The organism is Pseudomonas sp. PS01303, assembly GCF_029959385.1.
Lineage (GTDB): Bacteria > Pseudomonadota > Gammaproteobacteria > Pseudomonadales > Pseudomonadaceae > Aquipseudomonas > Aquipseudomonas rustica.
The window spans coordinates 1-16006 of record NZ_JASCPK010000072.1; the positions used below are offsets into that span (position 1 = coordinate 1).

Sequence of the window (16006 nt, forward strand, 5' to 3'; positions counted from 1 at the left end):
GTGAAACGGGGCTGCGATCTTTTGACTTTAAAGATCGCAGCCTCGTTTCACTCGACAGCTCCTACAGGTCGACCGTCCTGCAGCCCGTTATGGGTTGAGGTAGCGCGCGACCATTGCCCGGTAGTTGCCATCCAGTGAATAACCGCCGACCAGAATCCCGCCATCGGCTTGCAGGGCCAGTGAGTTGGCGGTGTCGAGGCTGCGTCCCAAGCGTGTGCGCAGCCAGCCGCAGCCATCGCCGAAACTTGGGTCGAGGTTGCCGTCAGCCAAATAGCGCGCGACGATAAAATCCGCTTCAACGCCGCCGATGGTCGCGCCAACTGCGATCATGCGGCCGTCCGCCATGCGTTGCGCAGCGCTCCACTGGCAGCCGCTCGGGCCGATTTCCAGCAACTGCGCCAAACCGTCATGGCTGTGCAGATCCGGGCGGCCGTTATGGTGCAGCGACAATGCCACGCAGCGAATCGGATCACGGCTGCTGCCGAAACAATGCAGGTGTTCCGCCGATTCAATCACCTGGCTGACCTGCGCGCTTCGCCCCTGAGCCTTGAACGCCATAAAACCGTCCACCGCAAAACGTTCATCCAGACCGCCGTCGGGCAGATAGCGCGCGAGCAAGCCTTCCTGCGGAAAGTCGATCGAACCGGCCACCACGATCCGCCCGTCCTCCTGCAACAGCAGGCTGCTGAGCCAGGTATTGAGCAATAGGTGACGGATCATGACGAAGCCGCGACCGTTGAACGTGTCGTCGAGACTGCCGTCGGGGTTGAGGCGAATCAGCATGCCGGCGTGATCGGCCAGTTCGAAATGGTGGTTGGCGATCAGCAGGATGTGCCCGTCATCCTGCACAGCGAAGTCGCAGGCTTCGGCCCCGGGCACGCCCGGCGGTAGCCAGGTATCGCGCGAGCCCATGGACAGATTGCCCGCCAGGCGCACGACTTGCCGGCCATTGTCGCCGAAGGTCGGGTCTGGCTGACCGTGGGCATCGAAGCAGGCAAGGGCGGGAAGGGTTTGATGGGCGCTTTCATAATGCAGGCCGGCGAGCAGGATTCGGCCGTCCGGCAGCGCCAGCACCTTGCTGGCAGCGGCCTCGAAGCCGGCGGCGAACTCGCCGATGACGCTGCCCTGATGACCGAACCCAAGATCGGCAGAACCATCGGCCAGCAATCGCGCCAGGCCAAACCGGCTGCCATGAGCGGTGCCGATTTTTGCGGCGACCAATACACGACCTTGCTGATCAAGTGCCACGCCTTGCGTCATGCTCGACAGGCTGCCGGCGAAATAAACCTGCGCCACGCCGGTCGCAGCGAATGTCTGATCAAGATGTCCGACTTTATTTATGGGGGTTGCCAGCGCAAAAGCATTCGAGCTGAACATGCACGCATCTCCTTGCGAGTTGACCATAACCCGGGAACCGGGTGGGTAACTGCATGAGCGGAACATTCAATCCCTGATAACCAATAAGTACAACGGTGATAACTAACAGGCGGAGGGTCGCACTGTGCCGAAACAGTGTCTTTTTGAACCAAATGCAAGCCTGCCAAGCAGTTGTGCCTGGTTTCGTTGCTTAGCGATGTAAAAAAGTACGCGGGGGTTAAAACAACAGGGCAACTAACAAAGAAGAGGGCGGATGACATTGAAGTCATCCGCAATGCCCTCTGCTCAGTGCGGCATCGACCACGATTGCAGCTCGTAACCTTCTTCGCTCAATTGTGCGCGAGCTTGCTGCAAGACCAATTCAAGTTGTGCCGGATCCGAATAGTCACTGCTGGAAATCTGTTTGCGACCAATGTGATTGTTGGTGCGGTCGATGACGGTCAGGCTGACTTCGCCATTGCCGTCTTGTGGGGCCCAAGCCACGCACTGGAAAGGTTTGAACGCGTGGTTGGCAATCAAAAGAGCTTCGTTGATACGGAGCGGGGCGGTCATGGGGTCTTCTCTCTGTCGTGCCCAATCAAGTGATGTGCCGTCGGTTGGGCTTACCGTTCGGCTGGTTACTTGTACTGATGCACGCAACCCGGTGGCAGGTCACACCTGAAACAAAGAAATTTCAACTTTCTTTCATATACTCAGTTTGTCGACAGCTATTGAAAGCTGGCTGAAAGATTCAAAGTCGATAGCTGACTAACAACTTCGCTTCTTATAACTGGTTCGCTTGTATCTCTATAAGCAATCGATACAAGGCGCTGTCAAAATCTTGCTAATGTTACAGCCAGGTCTGCCAAATGACTGTTTTTACAATCATTTCTTATAATTTGGCGCCAAGGAACAGTCATGAGCGAAGCGCCTGCATTAAGACGTTTATTGGTCGTCGATCCTTGCGACGATTGTCATCGCCTGTTGCCCGGTTTACGTGCGATAGGTTGGGATGTCGACAGCTGTACTTTGGAAAACGCCGCTGACCGAAGTTGTGATGTTGGTTTGCTGCGCTTGCAGCCGTTTCACCTCGAACGCCCCGAAGCCGTCAAAGAACTGATCAGCCGCAGCGGTACTGAATGGATCGCCGTGCTGAATCAGGAAGTCCTGCGTTTACAGAACGTTGGCGACTTCGTTTGCGAATGGTTTTTCGATTTTCATACCTTGCCGTTCGACGTCTCGCGGGTGCAGGTCACCCTTGGTCGCGCGTTCGGCATGGCGCGCCTGCGCGGGCAGGGCACGATCCACGTCGATCAACCAGAGCATGAGTTGCTCGGTGACAGTCGACCGATTCGCGAATTGCGCAAATTGCTCAGCAAACTGGCGCCGACCGAGTCGCCGGTACTGATCCGTGGCGAAAGCGGCACGGGCAAAGAGCTGGTGGCGCGCACCCTGCATCGCCAATCGCAGCGGCACAGCAAACCTTTTGTAGCGATCAACTGCGGGGCGATCCCTGAACATTTGATCCAGTCAGAATTGTTCGGTCATGAGAAGGGCGCGTTTACCGGCGCTCATCAACGCAAGGTGGGGCGCATCGAAGCGGCCAACGGTGGCACGCTGTTCCTCGATGAAATCGGCGATCTGCCGCTGGAACTGCAAGCCAATCTGCTGCGTTTTCTCCAGGAAAAACACATTGAACGGGTCGGCGGCAGTCAGCCGATCCCCGTGGATGTTCGGGTATTGGCCGCGACCCACGTCGATCTGGAGTCGGCGATCGAGAAAAAGCGTTTCCGTGAGGATTTGTATTACCGGCTGAATGTGTTGCAAGTAGTCACAGCGCCATTGCGCGAGCGTCATGGCGATCTGTCGATGCTGGCCAACCACTTCTCGCATTTCTACAGCCACGAAACCGGTCGGCGACCGCGCAGTTTCAGTGAAGACGCGCTGATTGCGATGGGCAAACACGACTGGCCGGGCAATGTGCGCGAACTGGCCAACCGCGTTCGTCGTGGTTTGGTGCTGGCCGAAGGGCGACAGATTGAAGCGCGAGATCTGGGTTTGATCAGCCAGCAGTCGATCGCCACGCCGATGGGCACCCTGGAAGACTATAAAACCCGCGCCGAACGCCAGGCCTTGTGCGATGTATTGAATCGGCACAGCGACAACTTGAGTGTGGCGGCAAAAGTGCTGGGCGTTTCGCGACCTACGTTCTACCGGTTACTGCACAAACATCAAATTCGTTAAATCAAAAGATCGCAGCCTTCTGTAGGAGCCGAGCTTGCTCGCGAAGAGGCCGGTACATTCAACATCAAAATTGAATGTGCTGACGCCTTCGCGAGCAAGCTCTGCTCCTACAGATTTCTGTAGTTAGAAGTAATACGGGAATTTTAGGCTGAAGGAAAAGTCCGGCGCATCTTCGGTCATGCCGATGGACAGGTTAGGCACGATCGTCAAGTTGTCGGTGGCCGCAATGGTCATACCGATGTTGAAGTAACCGGCGTTGGCGTCACTGGAGACAACCGACTCCCAATCGCCGCCATCCTGTTTGATCTTGCTCTTGCGTTGCACCAGATCAGAGACCGAGAACGACATACTCATCTTCTCGTTCAACGCAAACGCTACACCGGCGCCGATCTGGAAGCTGTCGCCCAGTTGCACTTTACCGCCAATTTTCTCGTTGACCCGTGGACTGATGTCGTCAAACGAATCTTCGAAGTTGTGGGTGTAGGACAAGCTACCAAAGAGCACGGCAGGGTCGAAGGTTTTCACCAGCGAGATGCCCGGCGTGATCGACCAGACACCGTTACCGGTCGGCAGGCTGTCAGGCACGAACAGGTTGGTGTTGTCGCCCGGGGCCTGACGCAGCTTGATCCCGAACGGGTCTTTGCCGGTTGGCGCTTTTACGCGCAACGTCACCACCGCATCCGGCAGGTTCGGCGATTCGTCGAGGAATTTGTAGGCAATACCTGCGTTGACATCGCCCAGGGTCGGATCCTGAGTGACATCCTGTTCACTGAGGGCGCCCGATGCGCCGCCTTGCGCACCGCCGGACTGGTAAGTCGAGTCGCGGTAAATGACTGGAGCGTTGATATCGAACTGCCAACGGTTGTTGTAGTTGTAGCGTGCCGTCAGGTCAAGGGTCCAGGTATCAGCCTTGATCCGGTCAAGGTTGATGCTGCCGAGAAAGATCGAATCCAGCGCCAGGAAGCCATTGAGCGCCAGTTGACGAGTGTCGTAACGCGAATAGGTGATGCCGGTTTCAACGCTGAAACGACCGCCACCGAAGAAACCACTGGCCTCGTCGTACAGGTTGGAGACCGATTGCGCGGGTTGCGAATCATCGGCCAGCGATTGGCCATAAGAACTGCCCGTGCCCCCTCCGGCTGCGCCCCCCGACGCGGCTGCTGCACCAGTTCCTGTTGCGGCCGCCACTTTTTGAGTTCTGAGGTCGGCCGGCGATTTCACCAGGCGTTTGGGTTGCGGCGCAGCGGGTTGGTCTTCGACCTGGCGGACACGTTGTTCAAGGACCGCCAGGGCTTTTTGTTGCACTTCGTATCGTTGCTTGAGTTCCATCAGTTCTTGTTTTAGCGCTTCTACATCGGCGTCAGGTGCAGCTTGCAACATTGCCGCCGGGAGAAGCGTACTCAGACATACAGCAGCACGCAGTGATACTGATCGATACATGAAAAAGCCGTCCCTTTAAGCCCAATGATCGAGACTCAGCGTAGTTCAATATCCTATGTTGCGTAGGGCCCTGAGTTGAGTCAGGTTGCAATCCAGTGCGCCGGCACTCATGCCGTTATTGTTCAACACAACGTTGAGTTGAGTCATGTTATTGACCACGTTCGAACTGCCCAGCAAACGGGTGTTCTGCAGCAGTCCGCTCTGGGCAACCTGTTGCAGAGCAGCGCCCTGGTTGCCGCTGGCCTGAATTGCCATTTGCACGCCACCGCCGGTGGCGGAAACCGCGACATTGCCGGCGGCGTTGCTGCCGGTGATGGTCTGGCCTGCGACCAGAGCTTGTCCTTGGGAAGGCGTAATGGCCGGGGCTTGGCTGGCTTCTTTGACGTTGATCGCAACGTTGTTGTAAGCGGTATTGTCATCACCGGCTGCGCGCACGCTTTGCGTTACGCCCTGGCTGGTATTCAAGGCTGCGCCACCAATGATGGTGCCGGTGCCTTGTTGTTGGGTCGGTTGGGTCGTTGGGGCGGCGCCGCCATTGTTGGCGCTGGCGACGGCGTTCTGCGCCGAATTGACGATATTGCCCGCCTCTTTGATGGTCGAAACATAGAATTCGGGTTTGATCGTGGATTGCTGGATCTGCATCGAGGCGGCTGCACCGATCAGATCGCCACTGGCGTTGCGCCAGGTACTGCTCATAACAATGCCGAAGCTGATAATCCGCCCCGGCATGACATACCGACCACGCAGCTCAGAGAGCTCCTGATCTTTTATTTCGATGGGTTTAAATCCTGCATTGGCATAGCCTGACGCACTCGCGGCCAGGCAGGCGGCGGCCAGCCAGTATGAGGTTTTCATCTGCTGCTCCCGGGACATCCAGTCCCATTTTTTTATAAGCGGCGATTAAAAGAAGTCGCTCTGAATGAATCCGAAGTCCATCAATTCAGCATCTTTGACAGGGTTGAAGCCATCCAGCTTGTTCTTCGCGGTCAGCGGTACCGGTGGGCTGCGTAGTGCGTTTGCCTTGTCATAACCGGGGCCCACAATGGCGAAGACGATGCCGTTCCAACCTTTGACAAAATCATCATGTTTATAGCGTTTGTGTCCCAGCACCGGGTCTCCGATGTAAACCCAATCCTTATCCGAACGCTGTAGCACGACGAAATGCTTGTAGCCGCGAATTTCCATCAGTACTACCACCGGGATTGTTACTGCGTCGAGCTTCTCCGGTGGAATCTTGTAGCCCCTGGCGCGCATGCCGATGCTTTCTATGTAGCGCTTCATGTCGAGCATGGAAAAACCTTGAGTACGGACAAGGTCCTGGTCAGCGTTGACCAGCATGCCTTTGATGATGTGCTCCTCATCGACGTCGAGCCAATAGGCCTGGCGTAACACCGTCGCCAGTGCAGCAGCGCCGCAGCTGAAGTCGGTTTTCTGTTCGACGATGTCGGCAAACTTGCGCTCACGAATGCTCTGCACATCCTTGTAAATGAGTACGCCACCGGGGAGGGCGGCCACTGGCATTTGCGCGGCCTGGCTCAAGCCAGACAGGCAAAGCAAAGCGATAAGGGCAGTTTTACGCATGATCGATACGCCTTGGCGGACTGAAGGAAAAGCCCCGTTGCCGGGGCTTTCAGTTCGATCGCGATTACATGCAGGCTTTGCAACCTGCGGCGATGGACAGCGAGTTGCTTTGTTGGTTGCCAACACCTGCGGCGTTGTTGAAACCAGCGTTGCCGGAGAAGTTGTTGCCAACATTGCTCAGGGTGGCATTGTTGGTCACAGGGTTTTTCCAGCCGTCTGGAGTCATCACTTGTTGAGTGGTTACGCCAGCCAGACCGAAGACACCCACAGCTTCGAAGGTAGCTTTCTGATCTTTGCTACCACCGTTGCCACCGTGGCCACGATCGTCATAGCCGCCACCGCCGTGACCGCTATCGCCTTTGATGGTTGCTTCGCCAACTGCACCGAACGCGCCAAGAGCGGCGACAGTACCGGTGAGGGTAGTGGTTTTGTAGGTTTGAGTGGCGGAGTTGGCCACAGTCAGACCGGTGGAGCTTTGGTTGGCTGCAGCGGCAGCATTCGCTACACGGCCACCCGATACAGCAATTGCCAGGTTGTTTTTCTGTTGGTTGAAGTTGCCGGCACTGTTGTTGATGCCAATGTTGCCGGAACCGCCGTTACCCACATTGTTCAAGCTTGCATTGTTGGTCGTCGAGGCGTTAGCCACAGCGTTGTTGTTGTTAACCTGGGTAGCGCTGGAAACAGCAACGGCGGTGCCAAAGATGAAGCTTTCGTCAGCAGTGGCCAGTGCAGCAGCGTTGTCTTGCTGGTTGCCGTCGCCGGCGGTGTTGTTCATGCCCAGGTTGCCGTTGGAACCGTTCGCCGAGTTATCGACAGTGGCATTGTTTTTAGTGCCCTGGTTGCCAACGATGTTGCTATCGCTGTTTTGCGAATCAAGTACAGCAGCCCCAGCGCCGGCCCCGATTTGCAGAAGCTCTTCGAGAGTAGGGCCTTTTGGTTGATTGTTATGACCACCGTTATTGTGGCCGCCGTTACCATGACCGTGATCGTCATCACGACCGCCTGCCTGTGCTGCGATTGCCATCACTGCTGCAAGTGCGAAAACCAGTGGTTTGAGAGCCATTGTAGGTTTCATGGTGTTTCTCCATCGTGCTTATTAGTTGGTTAAGTGTTGGTACTTTCTAATTGCACAGCTTTTATTGTTTGGGTCAGTCTGCGACCCGGATGCTCAGGGTGTTAGCCATTCGGTTCCCCACCCCAGCACTCTGGTTCACCTGGATTACCCCGCGGCTGCCGGTGAAGGCCTGATCACTCGTCGTGACCTGGCGACTGCCGATTGAGGTACCAGTTGCTCCTGAGCTCGGTAACAACGCCACGTTCTGTTGCGAAAGGGCGCTATCGTCAACACTCTGCGGGGCAGCACTGATGCTGACGCGCGTCACGTTGGCCATTTGGTTGTTGGCCCCGGCACCCTGGTTCACGCCCAGAATCCCGTTACCATTACTGAAAGAGTTGCCGCCGATGTTCGCGCTGGCATTGGCCGAGCGTTCGGCCGGGGTGTCGATGCGCTGAATCACGCTGGTCGATGCGCTGGCACTGGTGCCGATGGCGATTGCTTTGGTGTTGGTTTGTTGCATCTGGTCGCCGGCGGCCTGGTTAACGTTGTAGTTACCTTTGTATTGGATGCCGGTGTTCTGAATGTCTGCGTTGTTGTTGCTGGAGTCGGCCATGGCGCTGGTGCAGCTGAGCAGGGCCAGAATGAGTAGAGTGCGATTCATCTCATTGGCCTCCAGCCATGCGGGTCAGCGGGGCGAGACCGGTGCTTAGAGAGCGATTGATGGTGTTGGAAATGCTGCCGCCGCTGCCGCCACCGTGACCGGCACTCATGCCGGGCAAACCGTTGGGATTGGTGATGACGTTGGTACCGGGCAGCGCACCGTTCTGATTCATGATGTTGCCGCTGATGGAGGAACCGCTGGCGACGCTGGCAAACTCGCCATCGCTGAGTTCACCGCTGTTCACGGCCTGATTGACGCGTGCCGAAGGGTTGGCGTTGACGGTGGTTGGGTAGGGGTCTTTGCCCCTCTCGCGGCCGATCGAATGAACCTGCACATCGCGATTGAGCACAATCACGCCGTTGCCTTCGGCCTGAGCGTTGAAACTGATGAATGTGCTGGCTGCAGATCCGATCAGCACCAGGCAGGTGAAACCTTTTTTGATATTCCCCACGGCGGCAATTCCTTCTTCAGTGGGCTGGCCCTAGTCAGCGTTGGGAAGGAGAGAGCGAAAGCTGTGCCGCTTTTTAAAAAAGACGGTTTTTCAATGGGTTATCGGAAAAGTTCGCAGGGCTGAAACACGTGATGTTTCATCGCTGAAACAGTGCTTGGCAAGAAGACCTGTCTGTTCGCTGAACAAAGCTCTGGAACAAGGGTTTGCGGGGATGTGTTTCATCCGCGTAACAAGCGGCATGACAAAACGATGAAGGGCGTTGAAACGGCCACTTTGCACTCGGGCGAGTGTTTCAGAAACGGACACAATTCCCCCAAAACAGGGTGAATTAGTGGGGCAAAAGCCCCAGGTCGATGATCAGTCAGCAAATAGATGTGCGACCGCGGCTACGGCTTGCGCCTTTCGCTCGGCCCAATTGCCTTGAATGATTTGAAAGGGCTGCTGGTGTTTTTCCAGCCAGTTTTGTGTGGCTCGAAAGAACATCAGACGTTCATGCAGATCCGGTTGGCAGCGCTGACCGTCATCCGTCCAGTCGATCTGCTCAGGGGACAGCAACAGGTGCAGATCGTAATGCCGCGCCAACAGCTCGGGCTCCAGCCAGTCCGGACAATCACCGAACAGCGTCTGACTCCAGAGGATATTGCTCAACAGGTGGGTGTCGAGAATCAGCAGCGCTGGCCGCTGCGCGCGCGCCTCGTCTTCCCATTGCAACTGGCCACGGGCGATCGCGGGAATGTCAGCCAGACAAGTATCGCGCGGATTATCTTCGATGAACCGGCGCACGTACTCATCCACCCGAACCCCGCCGAACTGTTTTTGCAGGCCAGCAGCGAGCCAGCTCTTGCCCGTCGATTCAGGGCCGGTGAGCACCACGACTTTCAAGTGCGCAACGCCGGATCAGCCCGCCATTCACGCCAGCCTTGCACGGCGATCAGGGTGAACAAGGCGTACAGCGCAGCGGTGAGGTACAGGCCTTTATAGATGAACAACCCGACAAAAATCACGTCCAGCACAAACCACAGCGCCCAGCATTGCAGACGTTTCTGCGCCATCCACAACTGCGCGACCAGGCTAAAACCGGTGAGTGCTGCGTCGAGCCAAGGTTGCGCGGCATCCGTCCAGTGCGCCATCGCCGCGCCCAGCAACAGACTGCCAACCGCGCCGACACCCAGCCCCAACAGAATCGAACGCTGATCGAGGCGGGTGACCAGACGCCCGTCATGCATCGTCCCGGCCCGCGTCCACTGCCACCAACCGTAGACTTGCAGGGCGGCGTAGATCACTTGCAGCAACATGTCCGAATACAGCTTCACCTCAAAGAAGATCCAGCTGTAGAGCAACACCATGACCAGCCCGATCGGCCAGCACAGCGGATTCTGTTTAACCGTCAGCCACACGGCAATCACACCGAGAGCGGCGGCAAACAGTTCGAGCCCGGACATGAGTCTTCCTTGGGGGAGTTGAAGGGGGGCGGATTGTACCCAGAGACGGCTAAGGGGCGTTAGCTACCGCACACGCACTGTTGGCAACAAATTTCCCTGTGGCGAGGGGATTTATCCCCGTTCGGCGGCGCAGCCGTCGCAAAACCGCAGAACGCGTTCTACTTGGAAGACCGCGGTTGCCGGGTTTGGGAGCGCTGCGCACTCCAACGAGGATAAATCCCCTCACCACAGGATTAGTGTTCCACAGGCAATTGGGGGGTTAGACACGGAATTGGCGCAGCAAGCCGTTCAGTTGTTCGCTGAGTTGCGCAAGCCGTACGCTGGCCACACTCGACTGTTCCGCCGCCAACGCCGTGCTGTGCGATAGCCCGGCCGCTTGCGTCACGTTCTGGTTGATGTCTTCAACCACATGCGCCTGTTGCAGCGTGGCGCTGGCGATCGACGCATTCAAACCGTTGAGATTGCGCAGTGCCTGGCCAATCGCACTCAAACTGGCCCCGGCCAGTCCTGCTTGCTCAATGGTCAGCTGCGAAGCCTTGCTGCTGTCGCCAATCACCTTAACGGCGGCTTCGGAATGACTCTGCAAACGCTCAATCATCGTCTGAATTTCCGCCGTCGACTTCTGCGTCCGTTGCGCGAGCAATCGAACCTCATCCGCCACCACCGCAAAACCGCGACCCTGTTCACCAGCACGTGCCGCTTCGATAGCAGCGTTGAGCGCGAGTAGATTGGTCTGCTCGGCAATCGAACGAATCACTTCCAGCACACTGCCAATCTGCGTGCTCTCAGCAGCCAATGTGCGAATCACTTCAACCGCCTGATCAATCGTCCCTGACAGCTTGTCGATCTGTTGCAAGCTGCCATCGATATTGATCTGTCCCTGTTGTGCCTGCGCTTCGGCGTCGCGCATTTCCGCGGCCGCGTGCTCTGCGTTTTTCGCCACGTCCTGCACGCCGTAGGTCACCTCGTTGATCGCGGTGGCCACCAACTCCATTTGCTGCGATTGCTGCTGACTGCGTTGCTGCGCCTGCGAGGCATCGTTGCCCAGTTCGCTGGACGACACCCCGAGCGCACTGGCCGAGACCTGCAAGTCGCCGATCACCCTACGCAGCTTGGCCGTGAAGGCGTTGAAGTGGTGCGCCAGCTCAGTGACTTCGTCCTGACCGTGGGTATCGAGACTGCGGGTCAAATCGCTTTCGCCGCTGGCGATATTGGCCATGGCATTCACGGTTTCCTGCAACGGCCGCACGATGCTGCGCGCGATCAGAATCACCAGCAGCGCCATGATCACGGCAATCGCCAGACCAATCGCCGAGGCTTTGATCACCTGGCCCTGAAATTCGGCTTGCACATCGTCGATATACACGCCGGAGCCAAGCACCCAGCCCCACGGCTCGAACAGTTTGACGTACGAAGTCTTGGCCACAGGTTCGCTGGCACCGGGTTTTGGCCAACGGTAATCCACCATGCCGGCGCCCTTGGCTTTGGCGATGGCGACCATCTCGTTAAACACCGCAAAACCGTCCGGATCGCGGATTGCCGAAAGGTTCTGGCCTTCAAGTTTGGGGTTGGTCGGGTGCATGACCATCACGGGCGTGAGGTCATTGATCCAGAAATAATCGCTCTGGTCATAGCGCAGGCCGCGTATCGCAGTCAGCGCCTGCTTCTGCGCGGCCTCTTTGCTCAGGGTGCCGGCGGTTTCCAGATCGTGGTAATAGGTCAGCAGGCCGCTGGCGGTTTGCACCACATGCTGGGTTTTCTGGGCTTTGGCGTGATAGAGGTCGGCGTGGATCTGCTTGAGCATCAACGCACCCAAGGTCAACAACATCACCACCGCTACCACCAAGATGAGCCACAAGCGTCGGCTGATCGACACACTGCGCAAGCTGTTCATAACGCGGTCACTCCGGGTTCTTTTTATTGTCATAAACCATCGCCAGCATCCAACCACGATTCGGTGATGCGGCCTACGCGAGCCAAGTCGTATAACGCGGCAGCGCTTTTACGGCTTGTCTGATAGGATTTCGGCCCCGCGCGTAAAAACCTGAATCCAAGTTGATATTTCACGGAATTTTGACCATTTCGTGTGGATCCTGTGCGCGCGGAATCGGTACAGCCATAAACAGCTACGCTGATCGCAGTGAACGTAAAAAAACATTATCGGGGCATGCCGTCGTGCATCGCTCTTTGGGGGATTGATGGATCTTTGGACCGCCTTGCAGGCACTGATACTTGGAGTTGTAGAGGGGCTGACGGAGTTTTTGCCCATTTCCAGTACCGGACACCAGATCATCGTTGCCGACTTGCTCAACTTCGGCGGCGAACGGGCCATGGCGTTCAATATCATCATCCAGCTCGGCGCGATCCTCGCGGTGGTCTGGGAGTTTCGCCGCAAGATTCTCGACGTGGTCATCGGTTTACCGACCCAGCCGAGCGCGCGGCGTTTTACCGCTAATCTGCTGATCGCTTTCTTGCCGGCAGTGGTATTGGGGGTGATTTTTGCCGACCTGATCCACGAGTACCTGTTCAACCCGATCACCGTTGCGGCGGCTCTGGTCATTGGCGGCATCATCATGTTGTGGGCGGAAAAGCGTCAGCATGAAGTGCATGCCGAAACGGTCGATGAGATTCGCTGGACGGACGCCTTGAAAATCGGTTTCGCCCAGTGTCTGGCAATGATTCCAGGTACTTCGCGCTCCGGCTCGACGATCATCGGTGGTTTGCTTTTCGGTCTGTCGCGCAAAACCGCAACCGAGTTCTCGTTCTTCCTCGCCATGCCAACCATGGTCGGTGCAGCGGTTTACTCGGGCTTCAAGTACCGCCACTTGTTTGTGCCGGCGGACTTTCCAGTGTTCGCCATTGGTTTTGTCACCGCCTTCATCTTCGCCATGATCGCGGTGAAAGGCTTGCTCAAGTTCATCGCCAGCCACAGCTACGCGGCGTTCGCCTGGTATCGGATCGTCTTCGGTCTGGTGATTCTGGCGACCTGGCAGTTTGGCTGGGTGGACTGGTCGGCAGCCAAGCCATGAGTGATTCCCGCGCACGCCGGCCGGAAGGGCGACCTTCGGGCGGCAACATTCAGCATCTGAAATTGAAACTGGTGGTGCTGCTGATCGTTCTCGCGTTGCCGTTGTTCGGCTCGTTGTCGATGTGGCTGCGCGGGATCTCGCTGGTGCCTTTGGCGGCGTACGGGATTGTCAGCGTGCTGGCGTTTTTTCTGTACTGGGCAGATAAACGCAAGGCCCGCGCCGATGCATGGCGCACGCCGGAGAACATCCTTCACGCCGTGGAACTGGCCGGCGGCTGGCCGGGTGCGTTGATCGCCCAGCAAGTGTTGCGGCACAAGACGCGCAAGGTGTCGTTTCAGGTGCTGTTCTGGATGATCGTTGCGCTGCATCAGGTGTTCTGGATCGACCAGATATTCCTCGGCTCGAACCTGTTGGCCCTGTTCTAAACAAATACCGACTCCCCCCTGTAGGAGCTGCCGAAGGCTGCGATCTTTTGATTTTGCTTTTTTAATATCAAAGTCCAAAGATCGCAGCCTTCGGCAGCTCCTACAGGGGGTTGGGTTTACAGCAGTAGGCCGATCTGGGTTTTCTTGGGCAGTTTGCTTACTACCAACTGGTGCGAACGCTGCAACAATCCGCGCAGTTCCTCAGCGCCCAGCGGGTAGGGCGGGTGCATGATGATCCACTGCGCCCGCGCCAGATAGGGCGCCGGGTGAATCCCCGGGCGGTCGCAATGGCCGAGGAACAGATCCTTGTCGACCTTGAACGCCAACGAATCACCGCGCAGTCCCTGCAAGGCAAACATCTTGTTGCCGGCAATCGAGAACACGCGCACGCCGCCCCATTTGTAATCTTCCCGAGCACCGGGCAGGCCCAGGCAAAACGCGGCGACGTCCGCTTCGCTCATTTTTCCTTTCGTCATAGCAACCGCTCCCCACAGGCATTGAACGACTCGACCAGATGATCGATCCACGCGCGCACCGCCGGCATCACCCCTCGGCGATGCGGGTACACCGCTTGCAGCCAGCCGCCGGGCAGCGACCACTCCGGCAGCATCTGCACCAGGGTGCCGTTTTGCAGTTCGGTTTCGCAATACATCATCGGCAACAGCGTAAAGCCGTGACCGGCCAGTACGCAGGCCTTGCGCACCACAAAATCGTCAATCCCCAGCCGTGCCTCCATACTCAGCTCGAAGCTCTTGCCGTGTTGATCGAGCAAGCGCACATGCACCATGCGATCAGCTTCCAGCGCGCCGAGCACCGGCAGATTTTTCAGGTCTTGCGGATGCTCGATCGTCTTGCCTTCAAGAAAAGCCGGGCTGGCGATCACCACCATTTGCGCCTGACGCAGGCGTCGGGTCACCAGCAGCGGATCTTCGTCACCCAGTTCTCTGACGCGCAACGCGACATCAATCCCTTCGGTGACCAGATCCACCCGGCGATTGAGCAGCACCACTTCCAGTTGTACCTGCGGAAATTTGCCGAGAAAGTCGCTGATGACCATCGGCAACATTTCATGGGCCAACCCGGTAGGGCACGACACGCGCAATCGCCCGCGCGGTTCGCTGGACATGCTCGCCACGGCCTCGTCAGCCATTTCCGCTTCCAGCAACATCGCCTGACAGTGGCGCAGATAACGCTCGCCGACCGCAGTGAGATTGAGCTGGCGTGTGGTGCGCTGCAGCAGACGCGCGCCGAGTCGCTCTTCGAGTTCGGCAATACGCCGCGACAGTCGTGACTTGGGAATGCCCAGCAAACGGCCCGCCGCCGCAAAGCCACCGGCCTCGACGACTTTGGCGAAATAGTAGAGATCGTTGAGATCTTGCATCAGGGAAATCCAACTGTTCTATCAGTGGGACAAACTATCGCATTGTCGGCGGCTAATCATCCATTGGTTTCTTGCGTAGGATTGTCTCCATTCAGTCGCCACAGGCGATTCATTCCAGGAGATTCCGCATGAAACTGCTGCATATCGATTCGAGCATTCTGGGCGACAACTCGGCTTCCCGTCAGTTGAGCAGCCAAGTCACCAAAGCCTGGCAAGCCGCCGAGCCGAGCGCCGTGGTCACTTACCGCGACCTGGCCGCTGACGCCATCAGCCACTTCTCGTCGACCACCCTGGTTGCCGCCGGCACCACCGCTGAACTGCGCAACGCCGCACAACAGCACGAAGCCGACCTGAGCGCGACCACCCTGGCCGAATTCATCGCTGCTGACGCGATCGTCATCGCCGCACCGATGTACAACTTCACCGTGCCAACCCAACTCAAAGCCTGGATCGACCGCATCGCCGTTGCCGGCCAGACTTTCCGTTACACCGAAGCCGGCCCTGAAGGCCTCTGCGGTGGCAAGAAAGTCGTGATCGTGTCCACCGCTGGCGGCATCCACGCCGGTCAAGCGAGCGGAGTTGCTCACGAAGACTACTTGAAGCTGGTGCTGGGCTTCCTCGGCATCACCGACATCGAAATCGTTCGCGCTGAAGGTCTGGCGTACGGCGACGAAGTGCGCAACAACGCGATGACCGCCGCTCAAGCGAAAATCAGCGAGCAACTGTTCGCCGCTGCGTAAGGCTTGCGTAAAGAACAGCTGTTGTTCAGGTAACACCCAAAAAACTCTGTATTCTGGTTCTGCAAGGGCCAAATACGGAGTTTTTTGTTTCTGGCTGTTACATAATCTGGCCCGGGTTATGCAGTTAAACGAACAGCGTCTGAGTGTATTGCCATCGCCTAAGGCCGAATCCTCGGCGCTTCGGCCTTCGCAACACGGC

General features: G+C 57.4%; 17 protein-coding genes. 4 read left to right on the forward strand and 13 right to left on the reverse strand.

Annotated features, from left to right (window positions below):
• Window positions 1-87 precede the first annotated feature (87 nt).
• Both QMX93_RS18675 and QMX93_RS18680 read right to left on the reverse strand, forming a co-directional pair.
• The gene (locus QMX93_RS18675; RefSeq protein WP_282357595.1) at window positions 88-1377 is read right to left on the reverse strand and encodes a hypothetical protein; all 1290 of its coding nucleotides are present in this window, start codon (window positions 1375-1377) and stop codon (window positions 88-90) included.
• A gap of 285 nt (window positions 1378-1662) precedes the next feature.
• Window positions 1663-1929, reverse strand: coding sequence for a hypothetical protein (locus tag QMX93_RS18680; protein WP_053119811.1), 267 nt, complete (start codon window positions 1927-1929; stop codon window positions 1663-1665).
• Between the two features lie 345 nt (window positions 1930-2274).
• Between QMX93_RS18680 and QMX93_RS18685 the strand changes: the two genes are divergently transcribed.
• The gene (locus QMX93_RS18685; RefSeq protein ID WP_053119813.1) at window positions 2275-3600 is read left to right on the forward strand and encodes a sigma-54 dependent transcriptional regulator; all 1326 of its coding nucleotides are present in this window, start codon (window positions 2275-2277) and stop codon (window positions 3598-3600) included.
• A 123-nt stretch (window positions 3601-3723) separates the two neighbouring features.
• Here QMX93_RS18685 and QMX93_RS18690 read toward each other — a convergent pair whose 3' ends face one another.
• From QMX93_RS18690 to QMX93_RS18730, 9 genes are all read right to left on the reverse strand, one after another.
• The gene (locus QMX93_RS18690; protein WP_159811365.1) at window positions 3724-5040 is read right to left on the reverse strand and encodes a hypothetical protein; all 1317 of its coding nucleotides are present in this window, start codon (window positions 5038-5040) and stop codon (window positions 3724-3726) included.
• A gap of 45 nt (window positions 5041-5085) precedes the next feature.
• Entirely contained in the window at window positions 5086-5895 is an 810-nt protein-coding gene (locus QMX93_RS18695) for a hypothetical protein (RefSeq protein WP_282357596.1), read from the reverse strand.
• A gap of 45 nt (window positions 5896-5940) precedes the next feature.
• Window positions 5941-6621 carry a C39 family peptidase gene (locus tag QMX93_RS18700; RefSeq protein ID WP_053119820.1) on the reverse strand — a complete coding sequence of 227 codons (681 nt, stop codon included), beginning with the start codon at window positions 6619-6621 and terminating at the stop codon, window positions 5941-5943.
• A gap of 64 nt (window positions 6622-6685) precedes the next feature.
• Complete coding sequence (locus QMX93_RS18705) at window positions 6686-7696, reverse strand: hypothetical protein (RefSeq protein WP_053119822.1); 1011 nt, start codon at window positions 7694-7696, stop codon at window positions 6686-6688.
• Between the two features lie 73 nt (window positions 7697-7769).
• Window positions 7770-8339: an adhesin gene (locus tag QMX93_RS18710; protein WP_282357597.1), complete on the reverse strand. Its 570-nt coding sequence runs from the start codon at window positions 8337-8339 to the stop codon at window positions 7770-7772.
• A 1-nt stretch (window position 8340) separates the two neighbouring features.
• Window positions 8341-8790: a hypothetical protein gene (locus tag QMX93_RS18715; protein WP_282357598.1), complete on the reverse strand. Its 450-nt coding sequence runs from the start codon at window positions 8788-8790 to the stop codon at window positions 8341-8343.
• Between the two features lie 357 nt (window positions 8791-9147).
• On the reverse strand, window positions 9148-9672 hold the full coding sequence (locus tag QMX93_RS18720) for an AAA family ATPase (protein ID WP_282357599.1): 525 nt from the start codon (window positions 9670-9672) through the stop codon (window positions 9148-9150).
• Window positions 9669-10232, reverse strand: coding sequence for a nicotinamide riboside transporter PnuC (gene pnuC / locus QMX93_RS18725; RefSeq protein ID WP_282357600.1), 564 nt, complete (start codon window positions 10230-10232; stop codon window positions 9669-9671). Before pnuC ends, QMX93_RS18720 begins: the two co-directional genes overlap by 4 nt.
• Before the next feature lie 259 nt (window positions 10233-10491).
• Complete coding sequence (locus QMX93_RS18730; RefSeq protein ID WP_282357601.1) at window positions 10492-12126, reverse strand: methyl-accepting chemotaxis protein; 1635 nt, start codon at window positions 12124-12126, stop codon at window positions 10492-10494.
• Window positions 12127-12430: 304 nt separating this feature from the next.
• Between QMX93_RS18730 and QMX93_RS18735 the strand changes: the two genes are divergently transcribed.
• Both QMX93_RS18735 and QMX93_RS18740 read left to right on the forward strand, forming a co-directional pair.
• Window positions 12431-13261 carry an undecaprenyl-diphosphate phosphatase gene (locus QMX93_RS18735; RefSeq protein ID WP_282357602.1) on the forward strand — a complete coding sequence of 277 codons (831 nt, stop codon included), beginning with the start codon at window positions 12431-12433 and terminating at the stop codon, window positions 13259-13261.
• Window positions 13258-13686 carry a DUF1294 domain-containing protein gene (locus QMX93_RS18740; protein ID WP_282357603.1) on the forward strand — a complete coding sequence of 143 codons (429 nt, stop codon included), beginning with the start codon at window positions 13258-13260 and terminating at the stop codon, window positions 13684-13686. Before QMX93_RS18735 ends, QMX93_RS18740 begins: the two co-directional genes overlap by 4 nt.
• Before the next feature lie 116 nt (window positions 13687-13802).
• Here the strand turns inward: QMX93_RS18740 and QMX93_RS18745 are convergent, their stop codons facing one another.
• On the reverse strand, window positions 13803-14162 hold the full coding sequence (locus QMX93_RS18745) for an MmcQ/YjbR family DNA-binding protein (protein ID WP_159811356.1): 360 nt from the start codon (window positions 14160-14162) through the stop codon (window positions 13803-13805).
• A complete protein-coding gene (locus QMX93_RS18750; RefSeq protein ID WP_282357605.1) occupies window positions 14159-15067 on the reverse strand; it encodes a LysR substrate-binding domain-containing protein in 909 nt (302 codons plus the stop codon). The genes QMX93_RS18745 and QMX93_RS18750 overlap by 4 nt, the downstream gene beginning before the upstream one ends.
• Window positions 15068-15195: 128 nt before the next feature.
• Here QMX93_RS18750 and QMX93_RS18755 point away from each other — a divergent pair, with 128 nt between their 5' ends.
• The gene (locus QMX93_RS18755) at window positions 15196-15807 is read left to right on the forward strand and encodes an FMN-dependent NADH-azoreductase (protein WP_053119839.1); all 612 of its coding nucleotides are present in this window, start codon (window positions 15196-15198) and stop codon (window positions 15805-15807) included.
• Window positions 15808-16006 lie beyond the last annotated feature (199 nt).

Bases quoted from the DNA above. Each gene is read 5' to 3' on its own strand.
- QMX93_RS18735 (WP_282357602.1), top strand. From the start codon at position 12,431: ATGGATCTTTGGACCGCCTTGCAGGCACTGATACTTGGAGTTGTAGAG.
- QMX93_RS18745 (WP_159811356.1), bottom strand. From the start codon at position 14,162: ATGACGAAAGGAAAAATGAGCGAAGCGGACGTCGCCGCGTTTTGCCTG.
- QMX93_RS18730 (WP_282357601.1), bottom strand. From the start codon at position 12,126: ATGAACAGCTTGCGCAGTGTGTCGATCAGCCGACGCTTGTGGCTCATC.
- QMX93_RS18755 (WP_053119839.1), top strand. From the start codon at position 15,196: ATGAAACTGCTGCATATCGATTCGAGCATTCTGGGCGACAACTCGGCT.
- QMX93_RS18680 (WP_053119811.1), bottom strand. From the start codon at position 1,929: ATGACCGCCCCGCTCCGTATCAACGAAGCTCTTTTGATTGCCAACCAC.
- QMX93_RS18705 (WP_053119822.1), bottom strand. From the start codon at position 7,696: ATGAAACCTACAATGGCTCTCAAACCACTGGTTTTCGCACTTGCAGCA.
- QMX93_RS18700 (WP_053119820.1), bottom strand. From the start codon at position 6,621: ATGCGTAAAACTGCCCTTATCGCTTTGCTTTGCCTGTCTGGCTTGAGC.
- QMX93_RS18710 (WP_282357597.1), bottom strand. From the start codon at position 8,339: ATGAATCGCACTCTACTCATTCTGGCCCTGCTCAGCTGCACCAGCGCC.
- QMX93_RS18675 (WP_282357595.1), bottom strand. From the start codon at position 1,377: ATGTTCAGCTCGAATGCTTTTGCGCTGGCAACCCCCATAAATAAAGTC.
- QMX93_RS18750 (WP_282357605.1), bottom strand. From the start codon at position 15,067: ATGCAAGATCTCAACGATCTCTACTATTTCGCCAAAGTCGTCGAGGCC.
- QMX93_RS18740 (WP_282357603.1), top strand. From the start codon at position 13,258: ATGAGTGATTCCCGCGCACGCCGGCCGGAAGGGCGACCTTCGGGCGGC.
- QMX93_RS18690 (WP_159811365.1), bottom strand. From the start codon at position 5,040: ATGTATCGATCAGTATCACTGCGTGCTGCTGTATGTCTGAGTACGCTT.
- pnuC (WP_282357600.1), bottom strand. From the start codon at position 10,232: ATGTCCGGGCTCGAACTGTTTGCCGCCGCTCTCGGTGTGATTGCCGTG.
- QMX93_RS18695 (WP_282357596.1), bottom strand. From the start codon at position 5,895: ATGAAAACCTCATACTGGCTGGCCGCCGCCTGCCTGGCCGCGAGTGCG.
- QMX93_RS18685 (WP_053119813.1), top strand. From the start codon at position 2,275: ATGAGCGAAGCGCCTGCATTAAGACGTTTATTGGTCGTCGATCCTTGC.